26 protein-coding genes are annotated in these 24,823 nt (G+C 66.7%); 15 read left to right on the top strand and 11 right to left on the bottom strand.

What is annotated here, in order from left to right; genetic code table 11:
- Window positions 1–51 precede the first annotated feature (51 nt).
- A complete protein-coding gene (locus BM162_RS17065; RefSeq protein ID WP_143096193.1) occupies window positions 52–804 on the top strand; it encodes a sensor histidine kinase in 753 nt (250 codons plus the stop codon).
- Here BM162_RS17065 and BM162_RS17060 read toward each other — a convergent pair.
- Window positions 755–1,186, bottom strand: coding sequence for a response regulator (locus tag BM162_RS17060; RefSeq protein ID WP_093424556.1), 432 nt, complete (start codon window positions 1,184–1,186; stop codon window positions 755–757). The genes BM162_RS17065 and BM162_RS17060 overlap by 50 nt on opposite strands.
- A gap of 663 nt (window positions 1,187–1,849) precedes the next feature.
- On the opposite strand from BM162_RS17060, the gene BM162_RS17055 reads away from it, so the two are divergent.
- Both BM162_RS17055 and BM162_RS23315 read left to right on the top strand, forming a co-directional pair.
- Window positions 1,850–2,290: a PACE efflux transporter gene (locus tag BM162_RS17055; RefSeq protein WP_093424555.1), complete on the top strand. Its 441-nt coding sequence runs from the start codon at window positions 1,850–1,852 to the stop codon at window positions 2,288–2,290.
- Window positions 2,290–2,619, top strand: a complete 330-nt coding sequence (locus BM162_RS23315) for a 5-formyltetrahydrofolate cyclo-ligase (protein ID WP_245759315.1) — start codon at window positions 2,290–2,292, stop codon at window positions 2,617–2,619. The genes BM162_RS17055 and BM162_RS23315 overlap by 1 nt, the downstream gene beginning before the upstream one ends.
- Before the next feature lie 182 nt (window positions 2,620–2,801).
- Here BM162_RS23315 and BM162_RS17045 read toward each other — a convergent pair whose 3' ends face one another.
- Window positions 2,802–3,551: a sulfite exporter TauE/SafE family protein gene (locus tag BM162_RS17045; RefSeq protein ID WP_093424553.1), complete on the bottom strand. Its 750-nt coding sequence runs from the start codon at window positions 3,549–3,551 to the stop codon at window positions 2,802–2,804.
- Window positions 3,552–3,629: 78 nt separating this feature from the next.
- Between BM162_RS17045 and BM162_RS17040 the strand changes: the two genes are divergently transcribed.
- Window positions 3,630–4,325: a FadR/GntR family transcriptional regulator gene (locus tag BM162_RS17040; protein WP_093424552.1), complete on the top strand. Its 696-nt coding sequence runs from the start codon at window positions 3,630–3,632 to the stop codon at window positions 4,323–4,325.
- 114 nt (window positions 4,326–4,439) lie between these two features.
- Here the strand turns inward: BM162_RS17040 and BM162_RS17035 are convergent, their stop codons facing one another.
- The 7 genes from BM162_RS17035 to BM162_RS17005 form a co-directional block, all read right to left on the bottom strand.
- Window positions 4,440–4,913 (bottom strand): DUF411 domain-containing protein, encoded by a 474-nt coding sequence (locus BM162_RS17035; protein ID WP_093424551.1) that lies wholly within the window; start codon window positions 4,911–4,913, stop codon window positions 4,440–4,442.
- Window positions 4,914–4,935: 22 nt separating this feature from the next.
- Window positions 4,936–7,248: a heavy metal translocating P-type ATPase gene (locus BM162_RS17030; RefSeq protein WP_093424550.1), complete on the bottom strand. Its 2,313-nt coding sequence runs from the start codon at window positions 7,246–7,248 to the stop codon at window positions 4,936–4,938.
- 118 nt (window positions 7,249–7,366) lie between these two features.
- Window positions 7,367–7,993 (bottom strand): SCO family protein, encoded by a 627-nt coding sequence (locus BM162_RS17025; protein WP_093424548.1) that lies wholly within the window; start codon window positions 7,991–7,993, stop codon window positions 7,367–7,369.
- Complete coding sequence (locus BM162_RS17020) at window positions 7,993–8,451, bottom strand: copper chaperone PCu(A)C (protein ID WP_093424547.1); 459 nt, start codon at window positions 8,449–8,451, stop codon at window positions 7,993–7,995. Before BM162_RS17020 ends, BM162_RS17025 begins: the two co-directional genes overlap by 1 nt.
- 35 nt (window positions 8,452–8,486) lie before the next feature.
- Window positions 8,487–9,140: a DsbA family protein gene (locus tag BM162_RS17015; RefSeq protein WP_093424545.1), complete on the bottom strand. Its 654-nt coding sequence runs from the start codon at window positions 9,138–9,140 to the stop codon at window positions 8,487–8,489.
- Complete coding sequence (locus tag BM162_RS17010; protein ID WP_093424544.1) at window positions 9,137–9,559, bottom strand: disulfide bond formation protein B; 423 nt, start codon at window positions 9,557–9,559, stop codon at window positions 9,137–9,139. The genes BM162_RS17015 and BM162_RS17010 overlap by 4 nt, the downstream gene beginning before the upstream one ends.
- Window positions 9,552–10,157: an SCO family protein gene (locus tag BM162_RS17005; protein ID WP_177215221.1), complete on the bottom strand. Its 606-nt coding sequence runs from the start codon at window positions 10,155–10,157 to the stop codon at window positions 9,552–9,554. The genes BM162_RS17010 and BM162_RS17005 overlap by 8 nt, the downstream gene beginning before the upstream one ends.
- Before the next feature lie 164 nt (window positions 10,158–10,321).
- Here BM162_RS17005 and BM162_RS17000 point away from each other — a divergent pair, with 164 nt between their 5' ends.
- The 9 genes from BM162_RS17000 (at window position 10,322) to BM162_RS16960 (ending at window position 19,550) form a co-directional block, all read left to right on the top strand.
- On the top strand, window positions 10,322–10,750 hold the full coding sequence (locus BM162_RS17000) for a MerR family transcriptional regulator (RefSeq protein WP_093424543.1): 429 nt from the start codon (window positions 10,322–10,324) through the stop codon (window positions 10,748–10,750).
- Between the two features lie 288 nt (window positions 10,751–11,038).
- On the top strand, window positions 11,039–11,875 hold the full coding sequence (locus BM162_RS16995) for an alpha/beta fold hydrolase (protein WP_093424541.1): 837 nt from the start codon (window positions 11,039–11,041) through the stop codon (window positions 11,873–11,875).
- Window positions 11,876–12,004: 129 nt separating this feature from the next.
- Entirely contained in the window at window positions 12,005–12,430 is a 426-nt protein-coding gene (locus tag BM162_RS16990; RefSeq protein ID WP_093424540.1) for a phage holin family protein, read from the top strand.
- A complete protein-coding gene (locus BM162_RS16985) occupies window positions 12,420–13,187 on the top strand; it encodes a DUF3618 domain-containing protein (protein ID WP_093424538.1) in 768 nt (255 codons plus the stop codon). Before BM162_RS16990 ends, BM162_RS16985 begins: the two co-directional genes overlap by 11 nt.
- Before the next feature lie 105 nt (window positions 13,188–13,292).
- Complete coding sequence (locus BM162_RS16980; RefSeq protein WP_093424537.1) at window positions 13,293–13,709, top strand: ion channel; 417 nt, start codon at window positions 13,293–13,295, stop codon at window positions 13,707–13,709.
- A 99-nt stretch (window positions 13,710–13,808) separates the two neighbouring features.
- Entirely contained in the window at window positions 13,809–14,294 is a 486-nt protein-coding gene (locus tag BM162_RS16975; protein ID WP_177215220.1) for a PRC-barrel domain-containing protein, read from the top strand.
- Between the two features lie 84 nt (window positions 14,295–14,378).
- Complete coding sequence (locus tag BM162_RS16970; protein ID WP_093424534.1) at window positions 14,379–15,746, top strand: PRC-barrel domain-containing protein; 1,368 nt, start codon at window positions 14,379–14,381, stop codon at window positions 15,744–15,746.
- An 849-nt stretch (window positions 15,747–16,595) separates the two neighbouring features.
- Window positions 16,596–18,062: a phospholipase D-like domain-containing protein gene (locus tag BM162_RS16965; RefSeq protein ID WP_093424532.1), complete on the top strand. Its 1,467-nt coding sequence runs from the start codon at window positions 16,596–16,598 to the stop codon at window positions 18,060–18,062.
- A 249-nt stretch (window positions 18,063–18,311) separates the two neighbouring features.
- Window positions 18,312–19,550 carry a GAF domain-containing sensor histidine kinase gene (locus BM162_RS16960; RefSeq protein WP_143096191.1) on the top strand — a complete coding sequence of 413 codons (1,239 nt, stop codon included), beginning with the start codon at window positions 18,312–18,314 and terminating at the stop codon, window positions 19,548–19,550.
- A 21-nt stretch (window positions 19,551–19,571) separates the two neighbouring features.
- On the opposite strand, the gene BM162_RS22915 is transcribed toward BM162_RS16960, so the two are convergent.
- Window positions 19,572–19,937: a response regulator gene (locus tag BM162_RS22915; RefSeq protein ID WP_177215219.1), complete on the bottom strand. Its 366-nt coding sequence runs from the start codon at window positions 19,935–19,937 to the stop codon at window positions 19,572–19,574.
- Between the two features lie 452 nt (window positions 19,938–20,389).
- On the opposite strand from BM162_RS22915, the gene BM162_RS16950 reads away from it, so the two are divergent.
- Window positions 20,390–21,304: a DMT family transporter gene (locus BM162_RS16950; RefSeq protein WP_245759313.1), complete on the top strand. Its 915-nt coding sequence runs from the start codon at window positions 20,390–20,392 to the stop codon at window positions 21,302–21,304.
- Here the strand turns inward: BM162_RS16950 and BM162_RS16945 are convergent.
- On the bottom strand, window positions 21,273–23,780 hold the full coding sequence (locus tag BM162_RS16945; RefSeq protein WP_093424528.1) for a PAS domain-containing protein: 2,508 nt from the start codon (window positions 23,778–23,780) through the stop codon (window positions 21,273–21,275). The genes BM162_RS16950 and BM162_RS16945 overlap by 32 nt on opposite strands.
- A gap of 73 nt (window positions 23,781–23,853) precedes the next feature.
- Here BM162_RS16945 and BM162_RS16940 point away from each other — a divergent pair, with 73 nt between their 5' ends.
- On the top strand, window positions 23,854–24,810 hold the full coding sequence (locus tag BM162_RS16940; protein WP_342741180.1) for an NmrA family NAD(P)-binding protein: 957 nt from the start codon (window positions 23,854–23,856) through the stop codon (window positions 24,808–24,810).
- Window positions 24,811–24,823 lie beyond the last annotated feature (13 nt).

The following is a 24,823-nucleotide window of genomic DNA, read 5'->3' as shown; positions in this document are numbered from 1 at the left end:
CCCGTACTAATCTGAAAAGTGTACCCTGAGGCGGGCGGACAGGATGATGGATTGGCATACTCACCGGAGAGGAAGGCGGCGGTTCTGACGAAGATGCTGCCACCGAACAACAGGCCGCTGCGGCAGCTATCGCAGGAGGAAGGGATTTCGCGGGGCACGCTCGCCAAATGGCGTGAAGAGGCGCGGGCGAAAGGCCAGTTCCTGCCCGATGCGAAGACGGGTCCCGAGGGTTGGACCTCAACCGATAAGCTCGCGGCAGTGATCGAGACGGCCGCGATGAACGAGACCGAGCTTGGCGAATACTGCCGCCGCCGGGGCCTCTATCCGGAGCAGCTCCGGGTCTGGCGCGAGGCTTGCGAGCGGGCGAACGACTGGGAGCGTGCGGCGGCGACGCGGGCCGCGCGTGAGACGAAGGACGACAAGAAGCGGATCAAGGCGCTGGAACGGGAACTGGCGCGCAAGGAGAAGGCGCTCGCGGAGGCGGCGGCTCAGAGCCTCGGCATGGCCTTCCATGAGCTCGCCATGAATGCGGGAAAGTACGGCAGCCTGTCTACCGAAACAGGAGAAGTCCGCATCTCCTGGGATCTCGCGCCCGCCGCCGACAGCAAGCGCCTCCTGAGCGTCTCCTGGGTCGAACGGGGCGGGCCGCCGGTCGCGACGCCCACGAGGAAGGGCTTCGGCACGACCCTGACCGACGCGATGCTGCGCGGCGCCTTGGGCGGAGCGACCAGCGTGGAATACGCCCCGGAGGGCCTCACTTGGCGCCTTGATGGGGCTGCCGGTGCCGAAGAGCCCCGTGCGTAGCGGATTGTGCCACGGCCCCTTGCGCCAGGCGGAAAGCTCTCTCGAGGTCCAGCTCGGTGACCGGCTTGGCGAGCACCATGTCCGGCTGAACTGCACTGATCCTGTCCAAGGTCGACTGATCGCTGGTGGCGGTGACGAAAACGATGCACGTGTCCGGCGCGTGCCTGCGAAGATCCCGCACGACTTCTACACCGTCCGACCCTTCAGCGAGGTCCATGTCCGTCAGGAGAAGATCCGGGACAAGGGCCGAGAACACCTGCCGCGCCTCGCCGGCCGATCGCGCCTCGGACAGAACACGGTGGCCCGCATCCTCGCACATGCAGCGCAGGTCGAGCGCGATCAGCGCCTCGTCCTCCGCGATGATGATGTTCAATCTGCTCATCCCGACTGCTCTCTTTCTTGACCAAGCGGGGCGGCCCTTCAGCCGTTCCCACGCCGCACTTCACAATGTGAGGTTCGATGAAACCAGCCGTCTGCGGAAAGGCGTGCGGCCGCTTTCGCCGCTAAACAGAAATTTGCGGCGGTCCGGCCGGTGCTCCAGTACCTTGACCAGCTCGATCCAAGCGCGTCGGATACGAGTTCCGCGGCCTGGGTCAGCAGCGTGTCGAGGTCACCGCATCGGAAGGCGGAGAGGTCGCAATCTGCAAGCGCCACGCGATGTGCTCTGAGGTCGTCGGACAAAGACCCAAGTTCGCTTCACCAGGCTGATCCTGACCAGATCATGGGCTGGTGGCGGGCCGATCCCGTCGCCGCCCGTGGCAATTGTTCCTCACGTCGCGTGGGAAGCTGTTGAGGCCACCGGGAGGCGAGACGTCTCAGGATCGATGATGCTGGTCGCGGCCCCGAGGGTCGGTAGGGAATTTGGATTGCCGCGCCCGCGCTGGCAGCAGTCAACGAGCCGGAATTGACGCACCAGGCTCAGCGGGCTAAAGGGCTCCGCTTGAAGCGATTGCCGCCAAGCATACGTCTTTGGGGCAGAGGACGACCTCGCTCGGTGACCGAGACAGCATTCGGGACGGCCCGGGAATGAGACGGGAGCCGCTCCATGCGCACAACCTCCGACCGCATCCGGCAGGCCATCTGCTTCGAGACCTTTGGCCTGCTGATCGCCACGCCACTATTCGCCTGGGTCTTCGACCACCCGCTGGACGAGATGGGCGTACTCGCCGTGCTCGGTGCGACGGCGGCCACGATCTGGAATTATCTTTACAATCTCGGTTTCGACCACCTCCTGCGGCGCACGACTGGCGCTTTGCAGAAGACGCTGCCGATCCGCGTTGTGCACGCGCTCCTATTTGAGGCGACACTTCTCCTGCTGCTGTTGCCGCTCTTCGCCTGGTGGCTCGGTATTACACTGCTCGAGGCGCTGCTGATGGATTTCTCCTTCGCCGCCTTCTACGCTCTCTACGCGTTTGCCTTCACCTGGGCCTATGACGCGATCTTCCCGCCGGACCGGGTGGCGGCAATGGCTGACGGGAGGGGCTGATGGAGGAAGAGAGAGGCGGCTCGCCCGCCTGCTTCGCGCACGAGCTGGTCGATGGACAGCCTGTCGACCCCGAGACGGCGAGGGATGTCGCCCGCTTCCGCAAGGCCGAGCGCGCCCGCATGATCGAGGCGCGCCGACATGTCTCCCGCTCCGACCGCGCCATCGCGGCGCAGACGCTCGCGAGCGCACTCGACGAGGTCATCGCACCAGAAGCAGGTGTGCGGATCGCCCTTTACTGGCCGATCCGGGGTGAGCCGGACCTGCGCGGCTGGATGGCCCGCGCCCACGAAGCCGGGGCGATCGTCCTCCTGCCCGGTCGTCATGAGTAAGACGGCGCCGCTGGTCTTTCGCGCCTGGGCGCCCGGCTGCGCGATGAAGCGCGGGATCTGGAACATTCCGGTGCCCGCGGACGGAGAGGAAATGCGCCCGGACGTATCTACCCGATGCCTTGGGACGTCCCGATGCACAGCGTCATCTTGACGGACGGCACCGTGCAACATCGGGCCTGACGTCAGACAGCGAAGAAGATAACGGTCATGATGACACCGATTGCGACGATTCCGGTGCGCAACAGATCGGTCCGCTGAATGCGCCGCGCCTGCGAGGCGCCGACGTAGCCGCCAACCGTGGTCGCGACCGCGAGGACGAGGGCGGAGTCCCAGGCGATGAGGCCCGCAGTCGCGTAGGTCGCGACCGACACAATGGACAGGATTGCCGACAGTAGGTTCTTCAGCCCGTTCATCCCGTGCAGGTTGGTGAACCCGATGAGCCCCAGGACCGCGAGCAGCATGATGCCGAGCCCGCCGTTGAAGTAGCCGCCGTAGGTCGAGACCCCAAAGATGGCGGCAGCCGAGAGGAGCGGCCCCGCGGCGCGGCGGCCGCCAGCGCGGACGGCTGCGAGAACCTGCGGACCGGCGGCAAAGAGGCAGGTCGCCGACAAGAGCAGCCATGGAACGATACCGACGAAGGCCTCGCCAGGCGTCACCAGAAGCAGTGCTGCGCCGGCCAGTCCTCCGACGATAGCCACAAGAATGATCGCGCGGAGGCGTAGCGTTCCCTCGGCGACGACGTCGTGGCGGTAGGCCCAGGCGCTGCCGATGTAGCCGGGCATGGCCGTCAGCGTCGCAGTGGCGTTGGCCATGATCGGTGGCACTCCCAGCCAGACGAGCGCGGGAAAGCTCAGGAACGTACCGCCGCCAGCGACGGCGTTCAGCCCGCCCGCCAGAAGGCCTGCGATTGTGAGAATGACAAGAGAAAGCATCGGCGTCTCCGGCAGTACCGACGCCTCTTGCCAGAGAACGGGATTGGACCGCAAATTGGTTCGGACTGGAGGCTTGTAGTGCGAATGACCAAGGATGAGGCCCGGAAGAAGCTGTGGCTCGTTCTCGAGGAGCGGGCGCCGGCGCCGGGTGACCGGCTGCCGCCCGAGCGCGTGCTAAAGGACCTGATCGGATGCAGCCGCGAGACGCTGCGCGCGGCTCTCGCGACGATCGAGGCGGAGGGCGAGATATGGCGGCATGTCGGCCAGGGCACCTTCCGCGGCCGCGCGCCGTTGGGGCGTCCGGTGAAGGACACCCTATTGCTCGAGGCGACGACGCCAGCGGAGTTGATGGATGCCCGGCGGCTGCTCGAACCCCAAGTGGCGGCCGCCGCGGCCGATCGCCGAATCGACGACGATCTTGTCCTCCTGCGCAGGCGGGTGGAGGAGGGGCGATCCGCACGCGACCGTGCCGCCTGCGAGCGAGCCGACGATGCTTTTCATCAGGCTATCGCGCAGGTGGCTCGAAACCCGCTCCTTGTTGCCCTCCTGCGCCACTTTTCGAGCGCGCGCTGTCGTGCGGTCTGGCAGCGGGAGTGGGATCGCACCTATCGCCGCGTCGGGGTCGTGGAGTTCACGCGCGTGCACAGCAAGCAACATGGCTGCATCGTAGAGGCGATCGCCGCCGGAGACGCACCGGGGGCGTATCAGGCCATGGCAGATCACCTGGACGCCGTCAGCATCGACATGGGCTTCCTGAAGGCCAGCCAGCCATGACACCAGATGCAGCGTCGTGATGCTTTCGATCGCCACGGCTTGAGGGTCCGGTTCGGACACAAGGCCTGGAGCCACGGCTTGTTCAATGCGGCCGGCAGCCAAGGCTGACCGTCGTCAAGCAGCGTCGTAGCTCGAGAACACTTGCGAACTGCCGTCGTGATGGACGAGGAACACGTCATAGGCCTCGCGCTCGTCCTCCGGCCCCATGCCGGGCGAGCCGTAGGGCATGCCGGGGACAGCAAGGCCGATAGCGTCTGGTCGCTCGCCCAGCAGCCGGCGGATGTCAGCGGGCGGTACATGCCCTTCGATCATGTAGCCGTCGATCTCGCCGGTATGGCAGGAATGCATCTCCTGCGGGATTCCGTTCTCCAGCTTGTGCCGGATCAGGAGGGTTCCAAAGCTCGCTTCGGTCGTCACACCGAAACCGTGATCCCGCAGAACGCGCACCCAAGCCTCGCAGCAGCCGCAGTTCCTGTCCTTCAGAACATGTATCGCAGGCGTCTCGCCTTGCGCGGCGGAGGCGGTCGGCAGAACTACGGCGAGGCTCGCAATGCCAACGAGCAGGCGGCGGCGGGTCATGTCGGTCATCAAGACGTTCCTCCTGATCTGATCACTTCGGTTCGGTAGAGAGGCGGACTTGTGGGCCTCCCTGCACAGTGGCGGAAAGTGAGCGGCGGATAGCCAAGGTCTCGCTCTCCGGGCGGAAGACGAGCAGTCGAAGCGCGTTCAAGGTCACGAGCACGGTCGCTCCCGTATCGGCGAGGATCGCAATCCACAGGCCGGTGATGCCGAGGATGGTGGAGACGAGGAACACGCCCTTGAGCCCGAGCGCAATGGCGACGTTCTGGCGGATGTTGACCATCGCGGCGCGGGCAAGTCGGATCTGGCCCGCCACATCGGTCACGCGATCCCGCAGGATCGCGGCATGAGCCGTCTCGAGCGCCACGTCGGTGCCCGAGCCCATGGCCACGCCCACATGCGCCGCGGCGAGCGCCGGCGCGTCGTTGATCCCGTCGCCGACCATCATCACCTGCGCCTCGCGAGCAAACCGTCGGATCTCATCCACCTTGTCCTCGGGCAGCAGTCCCGCGCGGTGCTCGATGTCCAGCCCCCTCGAGATCGCAGTCGCGGTGCGGGCATTGTCCCCGGTCAACATGACCGGGACGATCCCCATCGAGCGGAGCTGGCGCACTGCCTCGGCGGCATCCTCCCGCGGCTCGTCACGAAGGGCGATCAGGCCGAGCAACGTCTCGACGCGCCAGACCGCGACCACGGTCTTGCCTTCCTCTTCGAGCGCGGCAATGCGCGCTCGGGCTCCCTCGGTCATCATGCCGGCCTCTTCGGCCAGGCGCGGCGAGCCGACTGTCGCGACCTGGCCGTCGATCACCGCCTCCGCGCCTTTGCCGGGGATCGCCCGCGCGCCCGAGGCAGACGGCGTGTCGATCCCATCCGCTTCGGCGCGAGCGCAGATCGCCTTGCCAACTGGGTGGCTCGCGCCGTTCTCGACAGCCGCCGCCGTTGCCAGAAGCTCCGCCTCGGTGTCTGCGAAGGTAACGAAGTCGGTCACGCGCGGACGCCCGTGGGTCAACGTGCCGGTCTTGTCAAAGGCGACACGCGTGATCCTTGCCGCCGCCTCGATGACGGCGCCGCCTTTCATCAGGAGACCGTTGCGGGCCCCCGCGGAGAGCGCAGAGGCAATGGAGGCCGGCACCGAGATCACCAGCGCGCAGGGGCAGCCGATGAGCAGGAGCGCGAGCGCACGGTAAATCCACTCGCCCCAAGCCTGACCGAAAGCGAGCGGCGGGACCACGGCCACGAGCAGCGCCATGCCGACGACAAGGGGCATGTAGACGCGACTGAACCGGTCGATGAAGCGCTCGGTCGGCGCACGGGCGCTCTCGGCCTCTTCGACGAGGCGGATGATCCGTGCGATGGTGTTGTCCTCAGCCGTTCGGCTGACGCGAACGCGCAGTGCCGCCTCGGCATTTATGGAGCCGGCGAAGACGTCCGCGCCGGGCTCCTTCAGGCTGGGCACGCTCTCGCCCGTCACCGGGCTTTCGTCGACGCCGGAGACGCCCTCGATCACCTCCCCGTCGGCGGGGACGCGGTCGCCCGGCCGGACCAGCACGACGTTTCCAATCCTCAGGCTCTCGGCGGGAACTTCCCGCGTCCGGCTGCCGACCTCTACCAAGGCTGTCTTGGGCACGAAGCGCGCCAGCGCCCTGATGTTGTCCCGCGCCTTGTTCGCGGCGAGCCCTTCCAGCATCTCGCCCACCGCGAATAGGAAGACGACGAGCGCTGCCTCCTCGGCCGCGCCGATCACCAGCGCGCCCGCGGCGGCGATGGTCATCAGCATCTCGATGGTGAAGGGCATGCCCACCCGCGCCATCGCGACGGCACGCCGCGAAATGGGCACGAGACCGATCAACGTGGCCAGCGCAAACGCCCAGTGCGCGATCTCGACCGAAAAGGCGAGCCGCACGACCCACGCAGCCGCGAGCAGCGCACCGGTGCCGATCACGAGGCGACCCTTGGCCGTCGCGTGCCAAGCCGGTGCGGGCTCATCGGCAGCAGCCGCTGTCGTTGCCGTTGCAGCTTCACTTTCGTCCGCTCCAACGGCGCTTGCCTCAGTCTCGGCGGGTGGGAAAGCGCCCTCCGGCAAGATGAAGCCGCCTTTCGGTTTTTCCGGGGCGGCGCCCTTCGGCGCAATGCCGAAACCGAGCGCACGCACGGCCCCCTCGATCCGCTCGGACCCGGTCCGGCTCTCGTCGAGCGTCAGGCGCAACCGTTCTGCGAGGAAGGCCACATCGACGTCGGCGACGCCGGGCAGCCGCTCCACCGCGCCGCGCACCTTCGTGGCGCAGGCACCGCAATCCATGCCGGTCACGCGCCATTCCATCTGTCTGGACTTGCTGTCCGCCATGTCACTCTCCTGCTCGCTGTCTCGCCTCAAGGAGATACGATCTCCAGCCACTGTAGCTTCAAGGACCTTCTTCGGGATTCTTGCTGGTGTTCCTGGGTGCGGCCCTGGAACCGCTTGCTCAGCTCGAACCTGTTGCGCTCGCCTCCATCGCGCGACGGATCTTGGGTAGCGCGAACTCTCGAGGCTCGTGATAGTCGATGATGCTCACGTGCCGCCCTCCGGCGTCGAACAGGAAGACGCCAGCCGTGTGATTCATGGTATAGCCGCCGCCCTCGAGGGGCACCTTCTCGTATCGGGCGCGGAAGCCCTCGACGGCTTGGGCGATCTCGTGGTCCGTGCCGGTCCAGCCTTGGATCGCGGGGTGGAAGTATTCCACGTAGTTCGACAGCGCTTCCATCGTGTCCCGCTCGGGATCGACCGTGATGAGCACGACGTTCAATCGGCCCGCATCCTCTCCGAGCCCATCGAGCCAGAGCGAAATATCCGACAGCGTCGTGGGGCAGACTTCAGGACAGTAGGTGAAGCCGAAGAACACCAGGGACGGCCGACCGATCAGCATTTCCGGTCCGACCATCCGGCCTTCATGGTCGGTCAGGCGAAACGCCATCTCGCCGAGCGGTAGCGGGCGCTGGCCGGCTGCCACGGACGCGCCGGGGCCATCCACCTGCCACCAGCCAGCGAAAAGCGTCAGTGCCGCCGCGCCCAGACCGGCAGCGCCGTAGCCGAGGAGTTTTCGGCGCCGCATCACTCCTCCGGGCCCCGCGCGGCAATGCCCAGAATCGGCACGTCGACCTGCATCTCGCCGCCGTCGGCGAACTCGAGCGTCAGCGCAAAGCTTTCGCCCTCGACCATCGGGCGCTGGAGCTGCATCAGCATCACGTGCAGTCCGCCTGGCTCGAGCGCGATCGCCTCGCCGGATGCGATCTCCAGCTCGCCGGCCGGCGCCATCGAGGTCATGCCCTGGGCGTCGGTCGTGGTGCGGTGAATGTCCGGCATCATTGCCAGGTCCGTGCTGAGGCCGGTCAGGACTACCGGCTCCTCGCCGGTATTGCGGAGCGTCATGTATGCCGCGCCTGGCCGGCTGGTGCCGATCGAGGCGCGCGCCCACGCGTTCTCGGCCACCACATCCTGGGAACCGGCGAAAAGGGCTGAAGGCATCCCGAGCGCGAGCGCCACTGCGAGGGAGGCGAAGGGAAGTTTCATGGGTGTCCTTTCGTTGCTTTCTGGGAGTGCGAAAGTCAGGAGCCGGCGGCCCGCACCTCGGCTGCGACAAGATCCCGGAGCTGAGCTTCGCCGAAGGATGCCAGCGGCCTTTCGTTCACGAAGAACGTCGGCGTTGCTCGGACTCCAATCGCTTGGACGTCGGCGCGGTCCTGGTTGAGAATGCCGAGGACCATGGGGCTGAGAAGTTGCGCCTTGGCCTCATCGGGGTCGAGTCCCGCCTCTGCGACGATCGGAAGTATCAGATCCGGCGCAGGATCGGCGTGCGAGGCCCACTCCGGCTGCGTCTCCATGAGCGCCTGGAGAACAGGTTCGAAAACGCCTTGCGCCCGCGCGGCTTCGAGCACCTTGATCGCCTGTTCGGATACGTCGCCGTGAAACGGCGTGTAGCGGATCACCACCCGGACAGCATCGCCGTGCTCGGCCATGATGTCCTTCACGATCGGATAGAATGCCCGGCACGACTCGCAGGCCGGATCGAAGAACTCCACGATTGTCACCGGCGCATCCTCAGTCCCGAGGACCGGTGAATGGGGCCTGACGAGGATCTCGGCAGTCTCCGCCGCGACCGACATTGCCTGCGGCGCAGGACGGGTGACGATCCAGGACGCGGCCGCGAAAATGGCGACAGCCACGGCCAAAACAGCCAAGAGAAGGTGTCTGCGGGTCATGCGGGCGTTTCCTTGCGAGATATGGCGGACAGGGCAGCGATCAGGCCGAAGGACAGGAGCGAGAGGGCCGGGATCGGCACGCCAAACAGGAGCTGGTTCTGGTCCGTGCAGGACGGTCCGGTAGCGGTGCAGGGCTGCACCTGTTCCGGCACAAGGCGGACGAAGAGCGCCAGGTGCCAGAGCGCGAAGACAGCGCCGAGACCTGCGAGCGCGATCGCATAGCGGGCGACCGACCGATCCTGCCACCAGAGCCCGAGCCCCAGCAGGACAGCGAGCGGGAACATGAAGGCGCGCTGAAACCAGCAGAGGGTGCAGGGCGCCTGACCCAACACCTCCCCTATGAACAGCACGGTCAGCGATGCCGCCAGTGCGAGTCCCCAGGCGAGAAAGAGGGCCGCCTCGCCTCGAAGCTCAGCCATCAGCAGCAATCCGCGATCTGAGACCCGCCGTGATTTCGGCCGCTGGCGTGCCATAGCTGAACAGCTCCACCAACTCACCTTCGGGATTGAAGAGGAAGATCTGCGAGCTGTGGCCCATGGTGTAGCCGTCGGGCGCCTGCTCCGCTTCGACCTTTTCGTGGTAGATCTTGAAAGTCTCCGCGGTCTTCTCGATCTGCTCGGACGTGCCGGCCAGCCCGATGATCTCCGGGTGGAACTGCGGCACGTATTCCGCAAGCGCCTCGACGTCGTCACGTTCAGAATCGACCGAGACGAAGAGGGGCTGAACGGCGTCCGCCTGCGGTCCGAGGTCGTCCATCACCTGCGCCATGTCGGCCAGCGTTGTGGGGCAGACATCCGGGCAATGGGTGAAGCGGAAGAAAACCAATGTCCACTGACCGCGGAAGTCTTCCTCGGTGCGCAGCATGCCGTCGTGTCCGGTCAACTCGAAGTCCGCGACGATGGCCGGCTCCGCCTCGGCGACCACGCTTGCCGAGGTGCCACGCTGCCACAACAGCCCGCCCGCAAAGGCCACGACGGCAAGGCCGGGCAGCAACAGCAAGCTTCGCGTTGGCTTCATGAGCATTGCCTTTCTCGACCAATCTTTGGCGGCCGGATACAAGCTACAGTGGGTAGAGGTTCGAGCACTTTCGGTCGGGTTGACCCGATGTTCCCGGCTTCGTGACCGCTTGTCATGCTGCTGGAGCAAATCTACAGCGACGGTAGATATGGAGGGACCTGCCAATGCTCGCCATCGGCATGCTTGCGCGACGGACCGGCACCAAGGTGCAGACGATCCGCTACTACGAACAGATCGGCCTCATGCCGGAGCCTGGCCGCACCGTGGGCGGGCAGCGCCGTTACGGCGATGCCGAGCTTGATCGGCTGGCCTTCATCCGCCACGCGCGGCAACTCGGGTTTACGCTGGACGCGATCCGGGAGCTGCTGGATCTTTCGGACAATCCCGAACGCTCCTGCGCCGATGTGGACACGATCGCCCAGCGACAGTTGCGCGAGGTCGAGGCACGGATCGCCCGCCTCGAGGCACTGAGGATCGAGCTGCGGCGCATGCTCAGCGAATGCGACCGCGACCGTGTGGCCGACTGTCGCGTGCTTGAGGTCCTGCGAGATCATGAGGAGTGCCTCTCCGAGCACGGCCGGATTGAAGCCTGATGCCTGCGGCGCTCATCTACCCGCTCGCCTGACTTGAGTAAGCCGGGCAGTCACTCGTGGACATCGCGGCGACGCCGGCGTGATGTCCGCAGCGGCCACAGCACTCCGGCTGCGGCGAAGACTTAGGGGGCCGGACATTACGGCTGGTCGTTCGAACGTGGTGAGTGGCGGTCCGAACTGGCACCCTGCTTCGGCGAAAGGTGATGCGATGGGAACGGCGACTGGAAACCTTCGGTCATGCTCGCCGGTTCTTCCGATCACAGCGGGCGAGGTGAAGGGAGAGACATCATGGACTTCGAGAGCCGGGAGGTGGAAGGGATCAGGATGCGCTGGGGCCGCTCCGGCGACGGCCCGCCTGTCGTGTTTCTTCATGGAATACCGACCTCGCCCGATCTTTGGCGGCGGGTCGTGAGTCGCCTGCCCGAAGCGCGGTGTCTGGCATGGGAGATGGTCGGGTACGGTGCATCGATCCCGGAGGGCGAGGGACGCGACCTCTCGGTGGCAAAGCAGGCCGATTACCTGGTTGCGTGGCTGCGCGAGATCGGCATCGACCAGGCGATCCTTGTCGGGCACGACCTTGGTGGCGGAGTGGCGCAGATCGCGGCCACGCGGTACCCCAAGCGCTGCTCCGGCCTCCTTCTGACGAACTCCATCTGCTACGATTCGTGGCCGATCCCGAGTGTGGTGGCGATGCAGAAGATGCGCGGTCTCCTGCCGCACGTGCCTGAACGCATGCTGCGGAAAATGATCGCAATGCTGTTTTACCGTGGCCACGACCAGCGCGACACTGGGGAGTCTGCGCTTCACGTACATTGGCGCCATTATTCTCAGAACGGCGCCGGCCTTGCCTTGGCGCGCCAGGTCGCAGGGTTGTCCGCGACCGACACGCTTGATGTCGCTCCGTCGCTTCCCAATCTCGATCTGCCCGCGCGCGTGGTGTGGGGGGCAGCCGACCAGTTCCAGAAGATCGCGTACGGCGAGCGGCTGGCCCGCGATCTGAGGGCGCCGCTGACGCGCATCGAGGGCGGAAAGCATTTCACGCCGGAAGACCATCCCGATGAAGTAGCTCAGGCCGTGCGGGCTCTCCTGAAGGAGCAGGCTGGCCGGAGCTCGGCAAGCCGGTAGGGGTAGGGCAAGCCGATCCCTAAAGCCGTAGTCCAAGCCTGCCGCGCCGGAGCGGCAGGATCGGCGCGGAACGAATAGCAGGATCTCCGTCTTGAACTGCCGAGGACACCCGCTGAAACGGAGGACGAGATGGCGGAGAACCGACATGACGAACCAGGAGAGGCGCGCGCGCGGAGCAGTACGCCGGAGTTGCTGACGGAGGCGATGTCGCACGTCACCAGCATGGTGCGCGGTGAGATGGACCTCTTCCGGGCAGAGATGCAGCAAAGCATGAACCAAGCCATGGCCGCGATCGGAATGATGGTCGCCGGAGTGGTGCTGATCCTCGTGGCGCTGAACGTTTTCGCAGCCGCTTTCGTGGCGTGGCTTACGCAAGCGGGCGTCGGGCCGGGCTGGTCCTCGGTCATTGTCGGCGGCGCGCTGGCGATCCTGGCTCTGATCCTGCTTCTGACCGGTAAGAACAAGCTCAAGCTCGTCAACCTTGCCCCGAAGCGCACCGCGAAGAACGTGCAGCGCGACGCCCACACGGTGAAGGAGGTGAGCCATGGCCACTGAAAGCCGTTCCCCTCGCGAGATTGAGCGAGATATCGAAGCCGAACGCGCGCGGCTGCGCGAGACGGTGGATGAAGCATTCAACCGCCTCACCTTCGAAGACGCGTGGAACCGCGCCGGCCTCTACATGCGCGACAACCGTGCCGAGTTCGGACAGACGCTCGGCGCAGTCATGCGGGAGCGCCCCGTGGGCGTGGCGCTGACCGCGATCGGCTTGGCTTGGTTGTTCTTTGGGCCGAAGTCGAATGTCGAGCCGCGCCGGGTCCGCTACGGCCGCCATGAGCGCGATCCACGGGACTTTGGCGCTGACCCCCTGGCACGGCAGCGCGATCCGGTCGCGGGTCAGCCGGCCGCGCGATCCGCGTATGCCTCGCCCACCGCGCCGGCGCGGCCGCCGTCGGACGCGGCGCGCACCGGATCATCTCATACGGGATCAGCGACAGGCGCGCACGCCCGCGGCTCTCGTGCGACAGAGCAAGGCACAGTTCCCTCGCCGTCCACCACCGGGGTCGGTGCCGGGCGTCCCGCCGGACCACCGTCGAGCGAACCGACCGCGCCCGGAAAGACCACGCCTCCGAAAGGCGATGCTGCGACACCGGGGGCTTCGCCGACGAACCGAGCATCTGGGCTCGATGCACCACACAGCGAGCCGCGGACGGGTCCCAAGCTCGCCGCTCCCGGGGCCGCACCGCACGAAAGCACGTCTCCAAGCTCGGCACCCCGAGCACCGGCCAAGGGCAGCACCGAGAAGAAGCCGTAAAGGAGATTGACGGCGCCTGCGCTTCACAAGATGGCGCCGCCTCCTTCACTCGTCCATGTCGGAGCCTGGCCGGCAAGTCCCTTTCTCCACCTACTCCGTTACCTCATGGCCTTCACGATCGGCTTTTTGCTCGTCGCGCTGCTCGGCGCCATCCATCACGTCAGCCTGCGCGGACTGGACCTTCTCAAGGGTGCCGTGGGTCGGCGTCCGAACCGGACCATCCTGCTTACCTTCATCGGGCTGCTCACGATCCACACGTTGGAGATCGTCCTGTTCGCCGCGGCCTACGCCGCGCTTCTGACGTGGCCGGCGATGGGCGACCTCTCCGCGGCAGACGCAGAGACCTGGAGTGGGCTCATCTATTTCTCCGGCATCAATTTCATCACGCTCGGCTACACCCAGATAGACGCCGAGGGACCGATCAGAATGATCAACATGATGCAATCTCTCGGCGGGTTCATGATCCTCACCTGGTCCGCGACCTTTATCTATTCCGCTTGGGAAGACGCGTTCAAATCCTGAGCCCGCGCGAGCGTGTCCAGCAGGAGCGGGAGGTTTGGAACGGCTTTCGGCCCGAATGAATTGTACGCGTTCGGCGAAACGAGGATGGAGAAGCGCCTTATGACCCGGATCAGCCTCCTCATTTTGCTGGCGCTGCCATTCACGGTTGGTTCCGTCGCTGTTTCCCAGCACTGGCACGACGCCGTGAACGCAGAAGATGTCGTGGGCCGCACGCTTTACGTGCTGCATGACGGGGCCGATGACGTCCGCCGCCGCTGGCACGAGACGCGGTACTTCAAGGGTATCGGATCGGAGTGGAAGGCTATCGGTGAGGTGGAGGATATCAGCCTCGCGCCAGAGGGGACGATGTCCGCGCTCATCTTCGGGATCGGGGGCGTCCTCGGCCTCGCGGAGCGGGAGGTCGAACTCCCGAAGGACAATATCCGCATCGTGGCGGACGAGGGCAAAGTGAAGGTTCATGGCGGGCAGGTTTTGATTGGAACGGCGGAACGCAACGGCCTGGGGAGAGCTGCGATGGCGAATTTCGCCTTCGTCACCAATCTCTCTCCGGATGCTGTGCAGGAGTTGGAAGAAGGTTCGGAATGAACTTCCACGTAGGACGCGTGGAACCCTTCCACATCCTCCTGCGTCATGTGCGCGGAAGATGATATCGGCAAAAGGAGGTAGACCATGGGTAATGCGAAGACGAAGCTGATGGCTGGCGTAGCCGCGATCGCGCTGCTCGGCACTCCGGCGATTGCCCAGACCTGGGAAGAGGAATTCGGCGACGCCTCGTCGATGCAGATGCAGGAGGCGGCTGGCCAGCGCGTGGTACTGGAGACCGGCGAGCCGCTGGGTAAGATCAGCGATTTCGCGATCCAGGACGACCAGCTCTACGTCATCGTCATCGCCGCCGAGGGCAATCCGGTGCCCATTCGTCTGGAGGACATGCGCTACGAGGGCGATGGCTTCGTGGCAGACGTGGACGCGGCCGACATCCGCAACGCCAGCATGGCCGACATCGAGGGGGCGAACCGCATTCATGACGAGGCCACGTTCGAGATGGCCTTCCGCGAGGTCGAGCGTCGTGGTGCCGTCGCCGCCGGCGAGGAGAACGTGAGCACCGAGACGGTTCAGACGGCCGGTGGTCAGTTCGTCGTGGAGCAGGCCGAGCCGAAAGTGACGGTGGACGTGCCGGACCCGCAGGTCTCGGTGAGCCAGAATGCGCCCGAAGTCACCGTCGAACAGCCTGAGCCGACGATCACCGTGACCCAGTCGAAGCCCGATGTCATGGTCGAGCAGCAAGCGCCGGTCGTGACCGTGGAGCAGGCGCAGCCGACCGTCTCGGTGGACATTCCTGAGCCGGTGGTAACGATCCAGATGCCGGAGCCGGACGTGAACGTGGCGCAGCAGCAGCCGAACGTCCAGGTGCAGCAGCCTGAGCCGGTGGTGCGCTTCGAGCGTCCCGAGCCGAACATCGTGATCGAGGACGCCGAGGCGCAGGTCCGCGTAAGCGAGGCCGAAGCTCAGGTGAACGTCACCACCGCCGACCAGGCACAGGTCGCCATCGACCAGGGCGAGCCGAACGTGGACATGCGCACGGCCGGTGACGCCGATGTCACCGTCAGCCAGGCAGACGCGAAGGTGCGCGTGGAGCCCGCCGAAGGCGCCAACGTGGCCGTCGAGCAGGCGGAAGCCGACGTGAATGTCGTCGAGGAAGAGCAGACGGCGGAAATCAGCCGCGACCAGCAGGTCCAGACGGAGGCCGAGATGGCCGCGGCGGACGGCTTCGTCATCATCGCCATCGAGGATCTGGACCCGGTCGAAATCGAAGGCACCGGCGTCTACGACCGGACCGGCGACCGCATCGGCGAGATCGAGCGGGTCATGAGTGATGAGCTAATCATCGAGGTCGGCGGTTTTCTGGGGTTGGGCGAGAAAGAGGTCGCCCTGCCGAAGGACCGCGTCTCGCTGCAGCGCTCCGAGGTGGGCGACATGGTGCGCGCCTATGTCGACACCACGGAAGAGCAGCTCGAGAACATGGCCGACGTGCAGTAGCATAAGCTGAAAAGCCGCTGGAAAGGGTGCCTGCGGACGCTTTTTCCGTGCGGGTCGCTCGGACCGCCCTCGCAGATTGGCGGAACTTTCGAGAAGCCGGGAGGTTGGGGACGTGTTCATGCGTTCATGCTGAGATCCTCCCCGCCCGCGGTGTCTGGTGCACCGCGGGCTTTTCTTGGCACACCTCGCCATTTGGCCGACCTCGGGTCCGGTGAAGGCTTCCCGCGTCGCCTCTGCCGTAGTCGGCATGTATATCGCTGACCGTCCTGGTAGTTTTTCTGGGGCGGCGAGCCGTCGCTGCGCTACTTCGCTTCCGCGTCAATTTTCGATTGCCGCGCCCTCGTCGGGATCAACTGCATTCCCGCCGCAGCCGGTGACCACGTGGTCCTTCAGGATCGTTACCGAGATGCCGGGCTTCAGGCTCAAGCTCGCGGCCTCCTGAAGCGCGGGCTCCACCGCTTCGAGAAGAGCTCGCACGTCTTCCCCGCATGCTCGCCCTCCGCTGCATTGCGAGCAGATAGAACGGGATCGGGCGAGAGTATTCGGGCGCTTCGAGGGGTTCTGGCGCCGGAACCGGGAGAACTATCGAGAGCTTCTTTTCCTGCAGGAGAGCGTGTTTATGGCAGCGAGGCGAGACGCGGAACGAGATGTCGAGGACGCTGGACATTGGAGGGTCGATCAAGGCCGGCGCCATTTGCGGAAACATCGTTGCTGGGGAGGTGCGCCTTTCACGTCGTGTGGAGACCCGGCGCGCGCGGCTTCCCGAACGGCAGGCGGACCCGCGCCGCTCATCAGCCTCGGGTCGAGTCCGATATCGGGCGGGGCGATCGTGAACGAGAGGCGGACCTGATGGTGCTCGAACCCGGAGAGACGTGCTGGCGCGTCGCGCAGGCGGATCGTTTCCGCGTCATCGTCGACGCCGCCGATTTTTTCCGCATCGCCAAGCAGGCGATGCTCCTGGCGGAGCACTCGATCATGCTCATCGGCTGGGACTTCGACACACGCATCGAGTTCGAGCCCGAGCACCAGACGCTGGAGGGGCCGGTCACGCTCGGCGCCTTCCTGGACTGGCTGCCGAGGCAGCGTCCGGACCTCGACGTTTACCTGCTCAAGTGGGACCTTGGCGGCCTGCAGATGATCGGGCGCAAACAGATGCCGTTCTTCGTGAAGAACTACCTCACCGACCCACGGCTCCACTTCCACCTCGACGGCGTGCACCCCCAGGGCGCCGCGCATCACTCGAAGATCATCGTGATCGACGACAGCCTGGCCTTCTGCGGCGGGATCGACATGACGACCTCCCGCTGGGACACGCGCGAGCACCTTGATGAGGATCCGCGCCGTACGGATCCGAACGGCGCCTCCTACAAAGCCTGGCACGATGCGACCACCCTGGTCTCCGGTCCGGCGGCACAAGCCCTGGGCGGCATCGCCCGGCATCGCTGGCGTCGCGCCACCCGCGAGGTGCCGAAGGATTATCTCCAGCCACGCGACCTCTGGCCCGAGGGGCTGGAGCCCGACTTCGAAAATATCCCGGTCGGCATCGCACGCTCCGCCCCCGCCTTCGACGAGGACGAGCAAATTCGAGAGATCGAGGCGCTCTATCTCGCCGCCATTGAGAGCACACAGCGCACGCTCTATATCGAGTCCCAGTACCTCGCCTCACGTACCCTTGCGGAGGCGCTGGTGCGGCGCCTCCGCGAGGCTGACGGGCCGGAAATTGTGCTCGTCCTGCCGGAGAATGCGGAAGGCTGGCTGCAGCGCCTGCCCATGGACGGCGCACGGCGCAAGCTTCTGAACATGCTGTGGCACGCCGACCGGCACGGGCGGTTTCGCGCCTACTATCCCGTCACCGAGGCGGGGAACTTGATTTACGTCCACGCCAAGGTGCTCGTCGCGGATGACACGCTGCTGCGCGTCGGGTCGTCCAACCTGAACAACCGCTCGATGGGCTTTGACACCGAGTGCGACCTCATCGTGGAAGCGGAAATGTTGCCCGAGCACCGGCGCGGCGGGTTCCGCGCGCGGGTGCTCGACATCCGCGACGACCTGGTCGCCGAGCATCTCGACGTTGACGTTGAGAAGTTGCGTGCGGAACTCGACCGTCAAGATGGCCACCTGATCCCGACGATCGACGCACTGATCGGCTCCGGCAGAACCCTACGTCGCTTCTCGCCGGGCAAGGTGCTGGACGAGGACAGCGTGCTGGCCGAGAACGAGCTGGCGGATCCGGAGAATGCGGATCCCGAGTTCCTGCATCGTCTCGCCGCCTCCCTGCACTCCGTGTGGACGAGGATGAACGACCAGGAGGCCTGACCCGGGGCGGCGTCACTGCGATATCCCTCCGGCCGGGCCCGCTGCTCTTCGAGCATCCTCGGCTCTCGTGCCTCCAGAGCGGCTCCCCACCGGGAGTTCTCCGGCCGCACGCCTCTGGTGCGCAGCTTCGGGCTTATTCCGATCTTCCAGCGCTTCATTGCGGGTACATGCTGTCTCGCGATAAGCTCCTTCCGGGAGCCGTCGGCTCTTAGGAACCGAGCGAAGTCTCTCCATGAGGGGAAGGAGATCGTGCCGGAAGGCGAAGTACTGCAGGACGACGTGACGGCGGTCCTCGGCCTGCCGTCCACATCGCGCATTCTGAAAGCCGTCTGCGCGCTGACGGGCGTGCGCTTCGCCGCGATCGCGCGAGTGACGCCGGAGCGCTGGATCACCTGCGCCTCTCTCGACCGGCTTGGTTTCGGCCTCGGGCCCGGCGACGAGCTCGACGTCAATTCGACGCTCTGCATCGAGGTGCGCGGCTGCGGCCGGACGATCATCGTCGACGACGTCGCGACCGACCCGCTTTACCGCGACCACTGGAAGCTGCGCCAATTCGGCATCACGAGCTACATCTCGGTGCCGATCGCCGACGAGGAAGGCGAATTCTTCGGCACGCTGTGCGGCCTCGACACGGAGATGCGCCCGCTCAACAGCCCCGAGGTGCTCGAAACCTTCGCGCTTTTCGCCGATCTCATCGCGGCACAGCTCGGCACCCACCGGGCGTTGGCCACGCAGGGGCGCGAGCTCAGGAGGGAGCGGTCCTTCGGCCGCGTCCGCGAGGAGTTCCTGGCCATGCTGGGCCACGATCTGCGCAACCCGGTCTCCGCCATCCAGGCTGGCGCGCGACTGCTCAAGCGCACGCCACTCGACGCGCGCAGCGCCGCGGTCGTGGAGCAGATCGACTCGAGCGCGGCGCGCATGGAGGATCTCATCCGCAACCTCCTCGACCTCGCGCGCGGCCGGCTTGGCGGCGGCATCCCGGTCGAGATCGATCCCGAGGCCGATATCCGCAACGCCTTCGAGGAGGTCGTCGCGGAAACGGAGACGGCGTCCGGTCGGACGATCCAAGCCGAGTTCGCCTGCGGAAAGCTGCCCTGCGATCCCGCCAGGATGGGCCAGCTCCTGTCGAACCTGCTCGGCAACGCCGTCACTCATGGGACGCCGGACGCGCCGATCCATGTGCGGGCCACCGAGCGGGACAGCCGCTTCGTGGTCTCGGTCACCAATGCCGGCGGCCCGCTCCCGCGCAAGATTCTGCGCTCGCTGTTCCAGCCCTTCAACCGCGGCCAAGCCGGCTCGAGCGGGGAAGGCTTAGGCCTCGGGCTCTACATCGCCTCGGAAATCGCCAAGGCGCATGGCGGCGAACTCACTGCGCATTCGAACGACGGCACCGTCACCTTCGCCATGACGATGCCCCTGCCGGCGCGTCCCGCCATCTCGGGTGCGGGCCTTCCCGGGGGCGGGGCGGCCGAGAAGCCTCCGACCTGACCGGCCGCGCAGACGGGCCACTCACCGGGACGGACGGAGGAGCGTCACGCCGAGCGCCTCGGCCAGCTCCGCCCGCCGTACGGGCTTTCTCAGGACCGCATCGGGCCGCAGGGCCATCATCCGCTCAAGGCTCGCGCGGCGGGTCGCCGCGGTGATGAAGACGACACGGATCTCCGGCAGTTCCGCGCGCAGCTCACGCACGGCATCGGCCCCGTCGGGGCCCGCGCCCAACTCCAGGTCGCTCAGAACCGCGTCCGGTCGCAGCCCCGCGAACCGCTCGCGCGCCTGCGCCGCCGAATGCGCGACCGCCATGACATGCAGACCCAGCTCCTCGCAATGATCGGCCAGGTCGAGCGCGATCAGGACATTGTCCTCGACGATGACCACAGACCGGCATATCCCCATGCATGCGCTCCCAACTCCCTGTTCTCGCGTCGCGTCGGAAGGTGGAGTTTCTCCGGCGCGTTGCAAAGAAAGATCATCGAAGGCCTCGCCTTGCGACACTGCCGCAACGTCCGACCCGGTCACGCCTTCGGCATCGTGCGCGAGCGGTGCTCTCACCGGCCAGGGGGCTTGACCCGGCGGCCCCGTGGCGCATAGGGAGCCCGTGAGGCACGCGATGGCGTCGCGTCGGCCGCCTCGGCCGCCAGCCTCTCTCGCTGACAGTCCTGCACGCCCGGACAGGGGCCGGTTGTCGAGACGGCGGCCACCCATGTGACGGAGATGTATTGATGGTGGAGCGCCTTTTCAGGTCCGCCTTGCCTCGTGCCGCCCGCTTCCCAAGCCACCGTCTGCGCCTGGCCGCAGGCCGATCAGGCCTTTTGGCGATGTGCCTCGCCATGGCCCTGCTGCCGGTGGGCGACACGCTCTCGAAGCTTCTGACGGAGGTGATATCGCCGCTGGAGATCACCCTGTGGCGGACCCTGGCCCAGGCTGCGCTCCTCGGCGGGCTGGCGCTTCTCCTGCGGCACCGGCTGCGCGGCAGGATGATCTCGCCGCTGGTGGCGCTCTCAGGCCTGCTCGTGTCGGTGACGCTGGTTTCCTTGATCTCGGCCTTCCACGTCATGCCGATCGCCACCGCGATCGCGATCTTCTTCGTCGAGCCGCTCCTGTTGACCCTGCTGGCCCGGCCCCTGCTCGGCGAGAGGGTCGGCCCGCGCCGCTACATCGCCGTCGGCGTGGGACTGGTGGGCGCCCTGATCGTGATCCGTCCTGGGATGTCGGAGTTCGGCCTCGCGGCCCTGCTGCCGGCCTTGGCCGCGCTGGCGTACGCGCTCAACATGATCGTCATGCGCCGCGCGACGCGGACGCGCTCGCCGCTGACGCTTCAGCTCGGGGCCTCGCTTTGCGGGGCGGGCCTGCTCGCCCTCGCCATGGCCGCCGCCCCAACCCTCGGCTGGCCAACCCCGCGGATCGCGGCCGCCCCGGCCTGGGCCTGGGGCGCGCTCGCGGCGGCCGGCGCGCTCGCAGCCGCGACCTTCCTGATGATCGCCTATGCCTTCGGCCGCGAGGAGGCGAGCCGCCTTGCACCGGTGCAGTATCTCGAGATCGTGGGCGCGACTGCGATGGGATTCCTGGTCTTCGGGGACCTGCCCGACGCGCTGACCTGTCTCGGCACGGCGATCATCCTGGCCTCGAGCGCCTATGTCTTCCACAGGGAGCGGGCGTCCGAGGGGGGCGAGGCTGCCACAGAGCGCAGCGCCGCAGGTGCGCCCGGGTCCGTCACGACAGCAGGCACTTGTCCGAACAAGTGAGCCGCCAGCGCAGCCCCTCCGGCGGATAGGCGATCTCCACCTCGCCGGCAAGCGTGCTGCGGACGATTGCATCGAGGACGATGCTGCCGAAGCCCTTCCGCTCCGGCGCGGCGACCGGGGGGCCGCCCCGCTCGGTCCAGGAAAGGGTGAGAATCCCGCCCTCCTCGGCCTCGCCGTCGACCGACCAAGCGATGTCGATCTGCCCCTCCTCGTTGGCGAGCGCGCCGTATTTTCCGGCGTTGGTCGCGAGCTCGTGGAAGGCCATGCCGAGGGCCTGCGCGGCATCGGCGGTCACGCCGACCCGGGGACCGCTCAGGTGTATCCGCGTGCCAATCAGGTCGCCGAAATGCGCGAGCTGCGCGCGGACGAGATCCTCGAGGAGCGCGCCGTCCCAGTCGTCGTTGACCAGGAGGTCGTGCGCGGCGGCCAGCGCCCGTAAGCGGCTCTCGAAGCGCGGGAAGAAATCCTCTGGCGTGGCGCGCCAGATCTGCCGCGCGATCGCCTGGATCAGGGCGATCGTGTTCTTGGAGCGATGGTTGATCTCGCGCATCAAAAGCTGGACGTGGCTCATGGCCTTCTCGCGCTCGGTGATGTCGAAGCCGGAGGCCACGATCTGCCGGACGCCGCCATCGTCGTCGAAGATCGGCGATAGCAACACGTCGATCGTCATGCGGCTCTCGCCGCGCATTCGGACGACCTCGTCGTATCGCACGGCCTCGCCGCGGGCCGCCGTGGCGACCGCTCCGCGCAGCCGCTCCGCGACCTCAGGGTCGTGCGACCACCAATAAGTCTCCCAAAAAGGCTTGCCGATCACCTCCTTGCGGGAGAGGCCGCCGGCCTTCAGTGCGGTCGCGTTGGCCTCGCGCAGCGTGCCATCGAGATCGAGCACGCCGATGAAGGCGACCGCGTTGTCGAGGATCAGCCGGAGCTGCCGCTCGTTGTCGCGCACCTTGCGCTCCATCCGGCGCCGGTCGGTGATGTCGAAATTGACCCCGATCATGCGCACCGGGCGCCCGGCCTGCCGGGCCACGATCCGGCCGCGCCCGGCGACGTGACGCAGCGCTCCGTCTGCGCGCCTGATCCGGAAGCCGGCCTCGAAGATCCCGCCGGTCTCGATCGCGCGCTCGAACGCGGCGCGGAGCTGGTCCCTGTCGTCGGGATGAACATGCTCGAAGAAGAGCTCGGAGGAGGCCGGCCGGTCGGGGTCGAGACCGAGGAGCGCGTAGAGCTGCGGCGTCCAGATGGCTCCGCCGGTGGTCAGGTCGAGATCCCAGGCGCCCATGCCGGCGGCCTCGTAGGCCAGCTCCAGACGCTCCTCGTTTTCCCGCAATTCGGCCTCCTGCGTGGCGCGCGCGGTGAGATCGTAAAAGTAGCAGACGACGCCGGGCCGGCCGTCGGGCAGGTGGATCTGCTCCAGCTTCCACTCGTAGGTCTCGACCGCGTCCCGGTCGTGGCGTCGCTCCCGCGTCGCCGAAGCGTGGTAGGGCTCTCCGGTTTCCAGCGTGCGCCGGAATTGCGCGATGGCCTCGGAGGCAAAGGGCTCGGGCCAGATGATCCGCAGAAGTTCGCCGAGATCGCGCCCGATCAGCGGCTCGATCCCCGCGAAGACGGGGGCCGCGCCGGCGCTGACCTGGATCAGCCGGAACTCGGCGTCGATGACGCAGATCCCGAAGGGCGCCGCCTCGATCACCTGGCGAAAGGTTTCCGATCCGGCGGGCGTCCCCGGAGCGTCGCTCCTCTGCTCGGTGATGTCCATAACGGTCCCTTTGACTTGCCAGGCCAGACCTGTCACCGGGTCGAGCGGTCCAAGCGTTTCACCGCGGTCGCGCAGCCAGCGGATTTTGCCGTCGCGGCGGCGAATGCGATACTCGATCTCGAAGGGGCCGAGCCGGCGGCTGGCGGCCTCCTGGAGCGCGCGCAAGCGCGCCTGGTCCTCCTTGACGACCCGCGCCCGGGTCACGGCGTCGGGGTCGACCGCCTCGGCGCGGTCCAGGTCCAGGATGCGGAACATCTCGCCAGACCACCAGGAGCGCCCCCGGGCGATGTCGAACTCGTAGAAGCCTACGCCCGGGGCGGTGTTCAGCCGGGCGTCGTGCCGCGATGCCTGGGCTTGGCGCTCTCGCGTGACATCGACATTGAGCCCGCGCAGCACCAGCGGTGTGCCGTCGGCCGCGCGTTCGATCGCGCCCCGGTCGTGGATGTGCCGGACTTCGCCGTCGGGCCGGACGATACGGAACTCGTGCTCGTAGCTGCCGCCGCGCTCCAGAAAGCAGGAGGTTTCCGCCTCGACCCGCATGCGGTCGTCCGGGTGCACCAGCCGCGTGAAGCCCTCCTCGGCCGTCGGCGCGCGGTCGAGGCCGTAGAGCTGCACCAGGCCCGCCGACCAAGTCAGCCGGTTCTCCGCCACGCGCCACTCGTAGGTGCCGCAGCCGCCGATCCGGTCGAGATGCTCCGTGTCGTGCTCTGCCCAATGCATACGTCCCTCCGGGCAAAGATGTTCCTGCCCATGCTATCATGTCGTGCCGCAATTATGCCGATTAAGATCCGACATGCCACCGCGAAGCCGCCAAAGGCAGGGGATCGCAGCCGGAAAGCGGCAAATCGCGCTTCGACGCATCACAGTGACGCGCTACTTCATGCCAATGGCGATCAAGAATCCTTTCCTGATCACCGGGGCCTCGGGCAAATCGGGGCGAGAGGTCCGCCGCGCCCTGTATTCGGCCGGCGCGCCCTCGCGGGCCGGAGTGCGAGAGCCGCGCCGCCCGGGGGAGGTTCGGTTGGATTTCCGCAACCCCCGTACCTGGGAGCCGGCGCTCGACGGGGCGCAGGGCGTCTTCCTGCTCCGCCCTCCGGCAATTGCCGACATCGACGAGACCCTCGGCCCATTCATCGACATGGCTCGGCGCCTCGGCATCGGACACATCGTGTTCCTGTCGGTCGCCGGGGCGGAGCGGAACCCGCTTCTGCCGCATGCCGCCGTGGAGCGGCGGTTGAGGGCGAGACCCGGCGACTGGACGATCCTGCGGCCTGGTTTCTTCGCACAGAACCTCGAAGACGCCTATCTTCGCGACATCCGGGAGGAAAACCGCCTCTACGTGCCGGCGGGGCACGGTCGGGTGGCCTTTCTCGATCTACGGGATCTTGGCGCGGCTGCGGCACTGTGCCTGTCGCACCCCGAGGCGCATCTCGGCCGGAGCTATACATTGACCGGTCCCGACGCGGTCACGTTCGACGCGGTGGCCGCGGCGCTGAGCCGCGCGACGGGACGCAAAATTGTCTATGAGCGCGCTTCAGTGCCGGGATATGTTCGCCACTTGCGGGCCCGCGGTGCCCCGGCCGGCCTCGTGACGGTGCAGACCCTGTTGCATGTGGGGCTGAGCTTTGGCCAAGCCGCGGAGGTCGCGCCCGATCTCGAGCGCATGCTCGGCCACCCCTCGCGGTCGATCTTTGATTATATCCGCGACAATGTTCAACTCTGGGCCGCCGCCGCGGAGGGGAAAGGATGAGGCCGAGAGGCAA

The sequence above is a fragment of the Tranquillimonas alkanivorans genome (genome assembly GCF_900115595.1).
Lineage (GTDB): Bacteria > Pseudomonadota > Alphaproteobacteria > Rhodobacterales > Rhodobacteraceae > Tranquillimonas > Tranquillimonas alkanivorans.
The sequence above is the reverse complement of the archived record's forward strand: the minus strand, read 5'-3'. Positions and strand labels throughout refer to the sequence as shown.

Coding starts and splice junctions, on each gene's coding strand:
- BM162_RS16945 (WP_093424528.1), bottom strand. CDS start 23,780: ATGCATTGGGCAGAGCACGACACGGAGCATCTCGACCGGATCGGCGGC.
- BM162_RS16985 (WP_093424538.1), top strand. CDS start 12,420: ATGGCCACTGAAAGCCGTTCCCCTCGCGAGATTGAGCGAGATATCGAA.
- BM162_RS23315 (WP_245759315.1), top strand. CDS start 2,290: ATGGAGGAAGAGAGAGGCGGCTCGCCCGCCTGCTTCGCGCACGAGCTG.
- BM162_RS16990 (WP_093424540.1), top strand. CDS start 12,005: ATGGCGGAGAACCGACATGACGAACCAGGAGAGGCGCGCGCGCGGAGC.
- BM162_RS16950 (WP_245759313.1), top strand. CDS start 20,390: ATGGCCCTGCTGCCGGTGGGCGACACGCTCTCGAAGCTTCTGACGGAG.
- BM162_RS17035 (WP_093424551.1), bottom strand. CDS start 4,913: ATGACCGACATGACCCGCCGCCGCCTGCTCGTTGGCATTGCGAGCCTC.
- BM162_RS16970 (WP_093424534.1), top strand. CDS start 14,379: ATGGGTAATGCGAAGACGAAGCTGATGGCTGGCGTAGCCGCGATCGCG.
- BM162_RS16995 (WP_093424541.1), top strand. CDS start 11,039: ATGGACTTCGAGAGCCGGGAGGTGGAAGGGATCAGGATGCGCTGGGGC.
- BM162_RS17005 (WP_177215221.1), bottom strand. CDS start 10,157: ATGAAGCCAACGCGAAGCTTGCTGTTGCTGCCCGGCCTTGCCGTCGTG.
- BM162_RS17045 (WP_093424553.1), bottom strand. CDS start 3,551: ATGCTTTCTCTTGTCATTCTCACAATCGCAGGCCTTCTGGCGGGCGGG.
- BM162_RS16980 (WP_093424537.1), top strand. CDS start 13,293: ATGGCCTTCACGATCGGCTTTTTGCTCGTCGCGCTGCTCGGCGCCATC.
- BM162_RS17010 (WP_093424544.1), bottom strand. CDS start 9,559: ATGGCTGAGCTTCGAGGCGAGGCGGCCCTCTTTCTCGCCTGGGGACTC.
- BM162_RS17055 (WP_093424555.1), top strand. CDS start 1,850: ATGCGCACAACCTCCGACCGCATCCGGCAGGCCATCTGCTTCGAGACC.
- BM162_RS17020 (WP_093424547.1), bottom strand. CDS start 8,451: ATGAAACTTCCCTTCGCCTCCCTCGCAGTGGCGCTCGCGCTCGGGATG.
- BM162_RS16975 (WP_177215220.1), top strand. CDS start 13,809: ATGACCCGGATCAGCCTCCTCATTTTGCTGGCGCTGCCATTCACGGTT.
- BM162_RS17000 (WP_093424543.1), top strand. CDS start 10,322: ATGCTCGCCATCGGCATGCTTGCGCGACGGACCGGCACCAAGGTGCAG.
- BM162_RS17025 (WP_093424548.1), bottom strand. CDS start 7,993: ATGCGGCGCCGAAAACTCCTCGGCTACGGCGCTGCCGGTCTGGGCGCG.
- BM162_RS17015 (WP_093424545.1), bottom strand. CDS start 9,140: ATGACCCGCAGACACCTTCTCTTGGCTGTTTTGGCCGTGGCTGTCGCC.
- BM162_RS16940 (WP_342741180.1), top strand. CDS start 23,854: ATGCCACCGCGAAGCCGCCAAAGGCAGGGGATCGCAGCCGGAAAGCGG.
- BM162_RS17030 (WP_093424550.1), bottom strand. CDS start 7,248: ATGGCGGACAGCAAGTCCAGACAGATGGAATGGCGCGTGACCGGCATG.
- BM162_RS16965 (WP_093424532.1), top strand. CDS start 16,596: ATGGTGCTCGAACCCGGAGAGACGTGCTGGCGCGTCGCGCAGGCGGAT.
- BM162_RS17060 (WP_093424556.1), bottom strand. CDS start 1,186: ATGAGCAGATTGAACATCATCATCGCGGAGGACGAGGCGCTGATCGCG.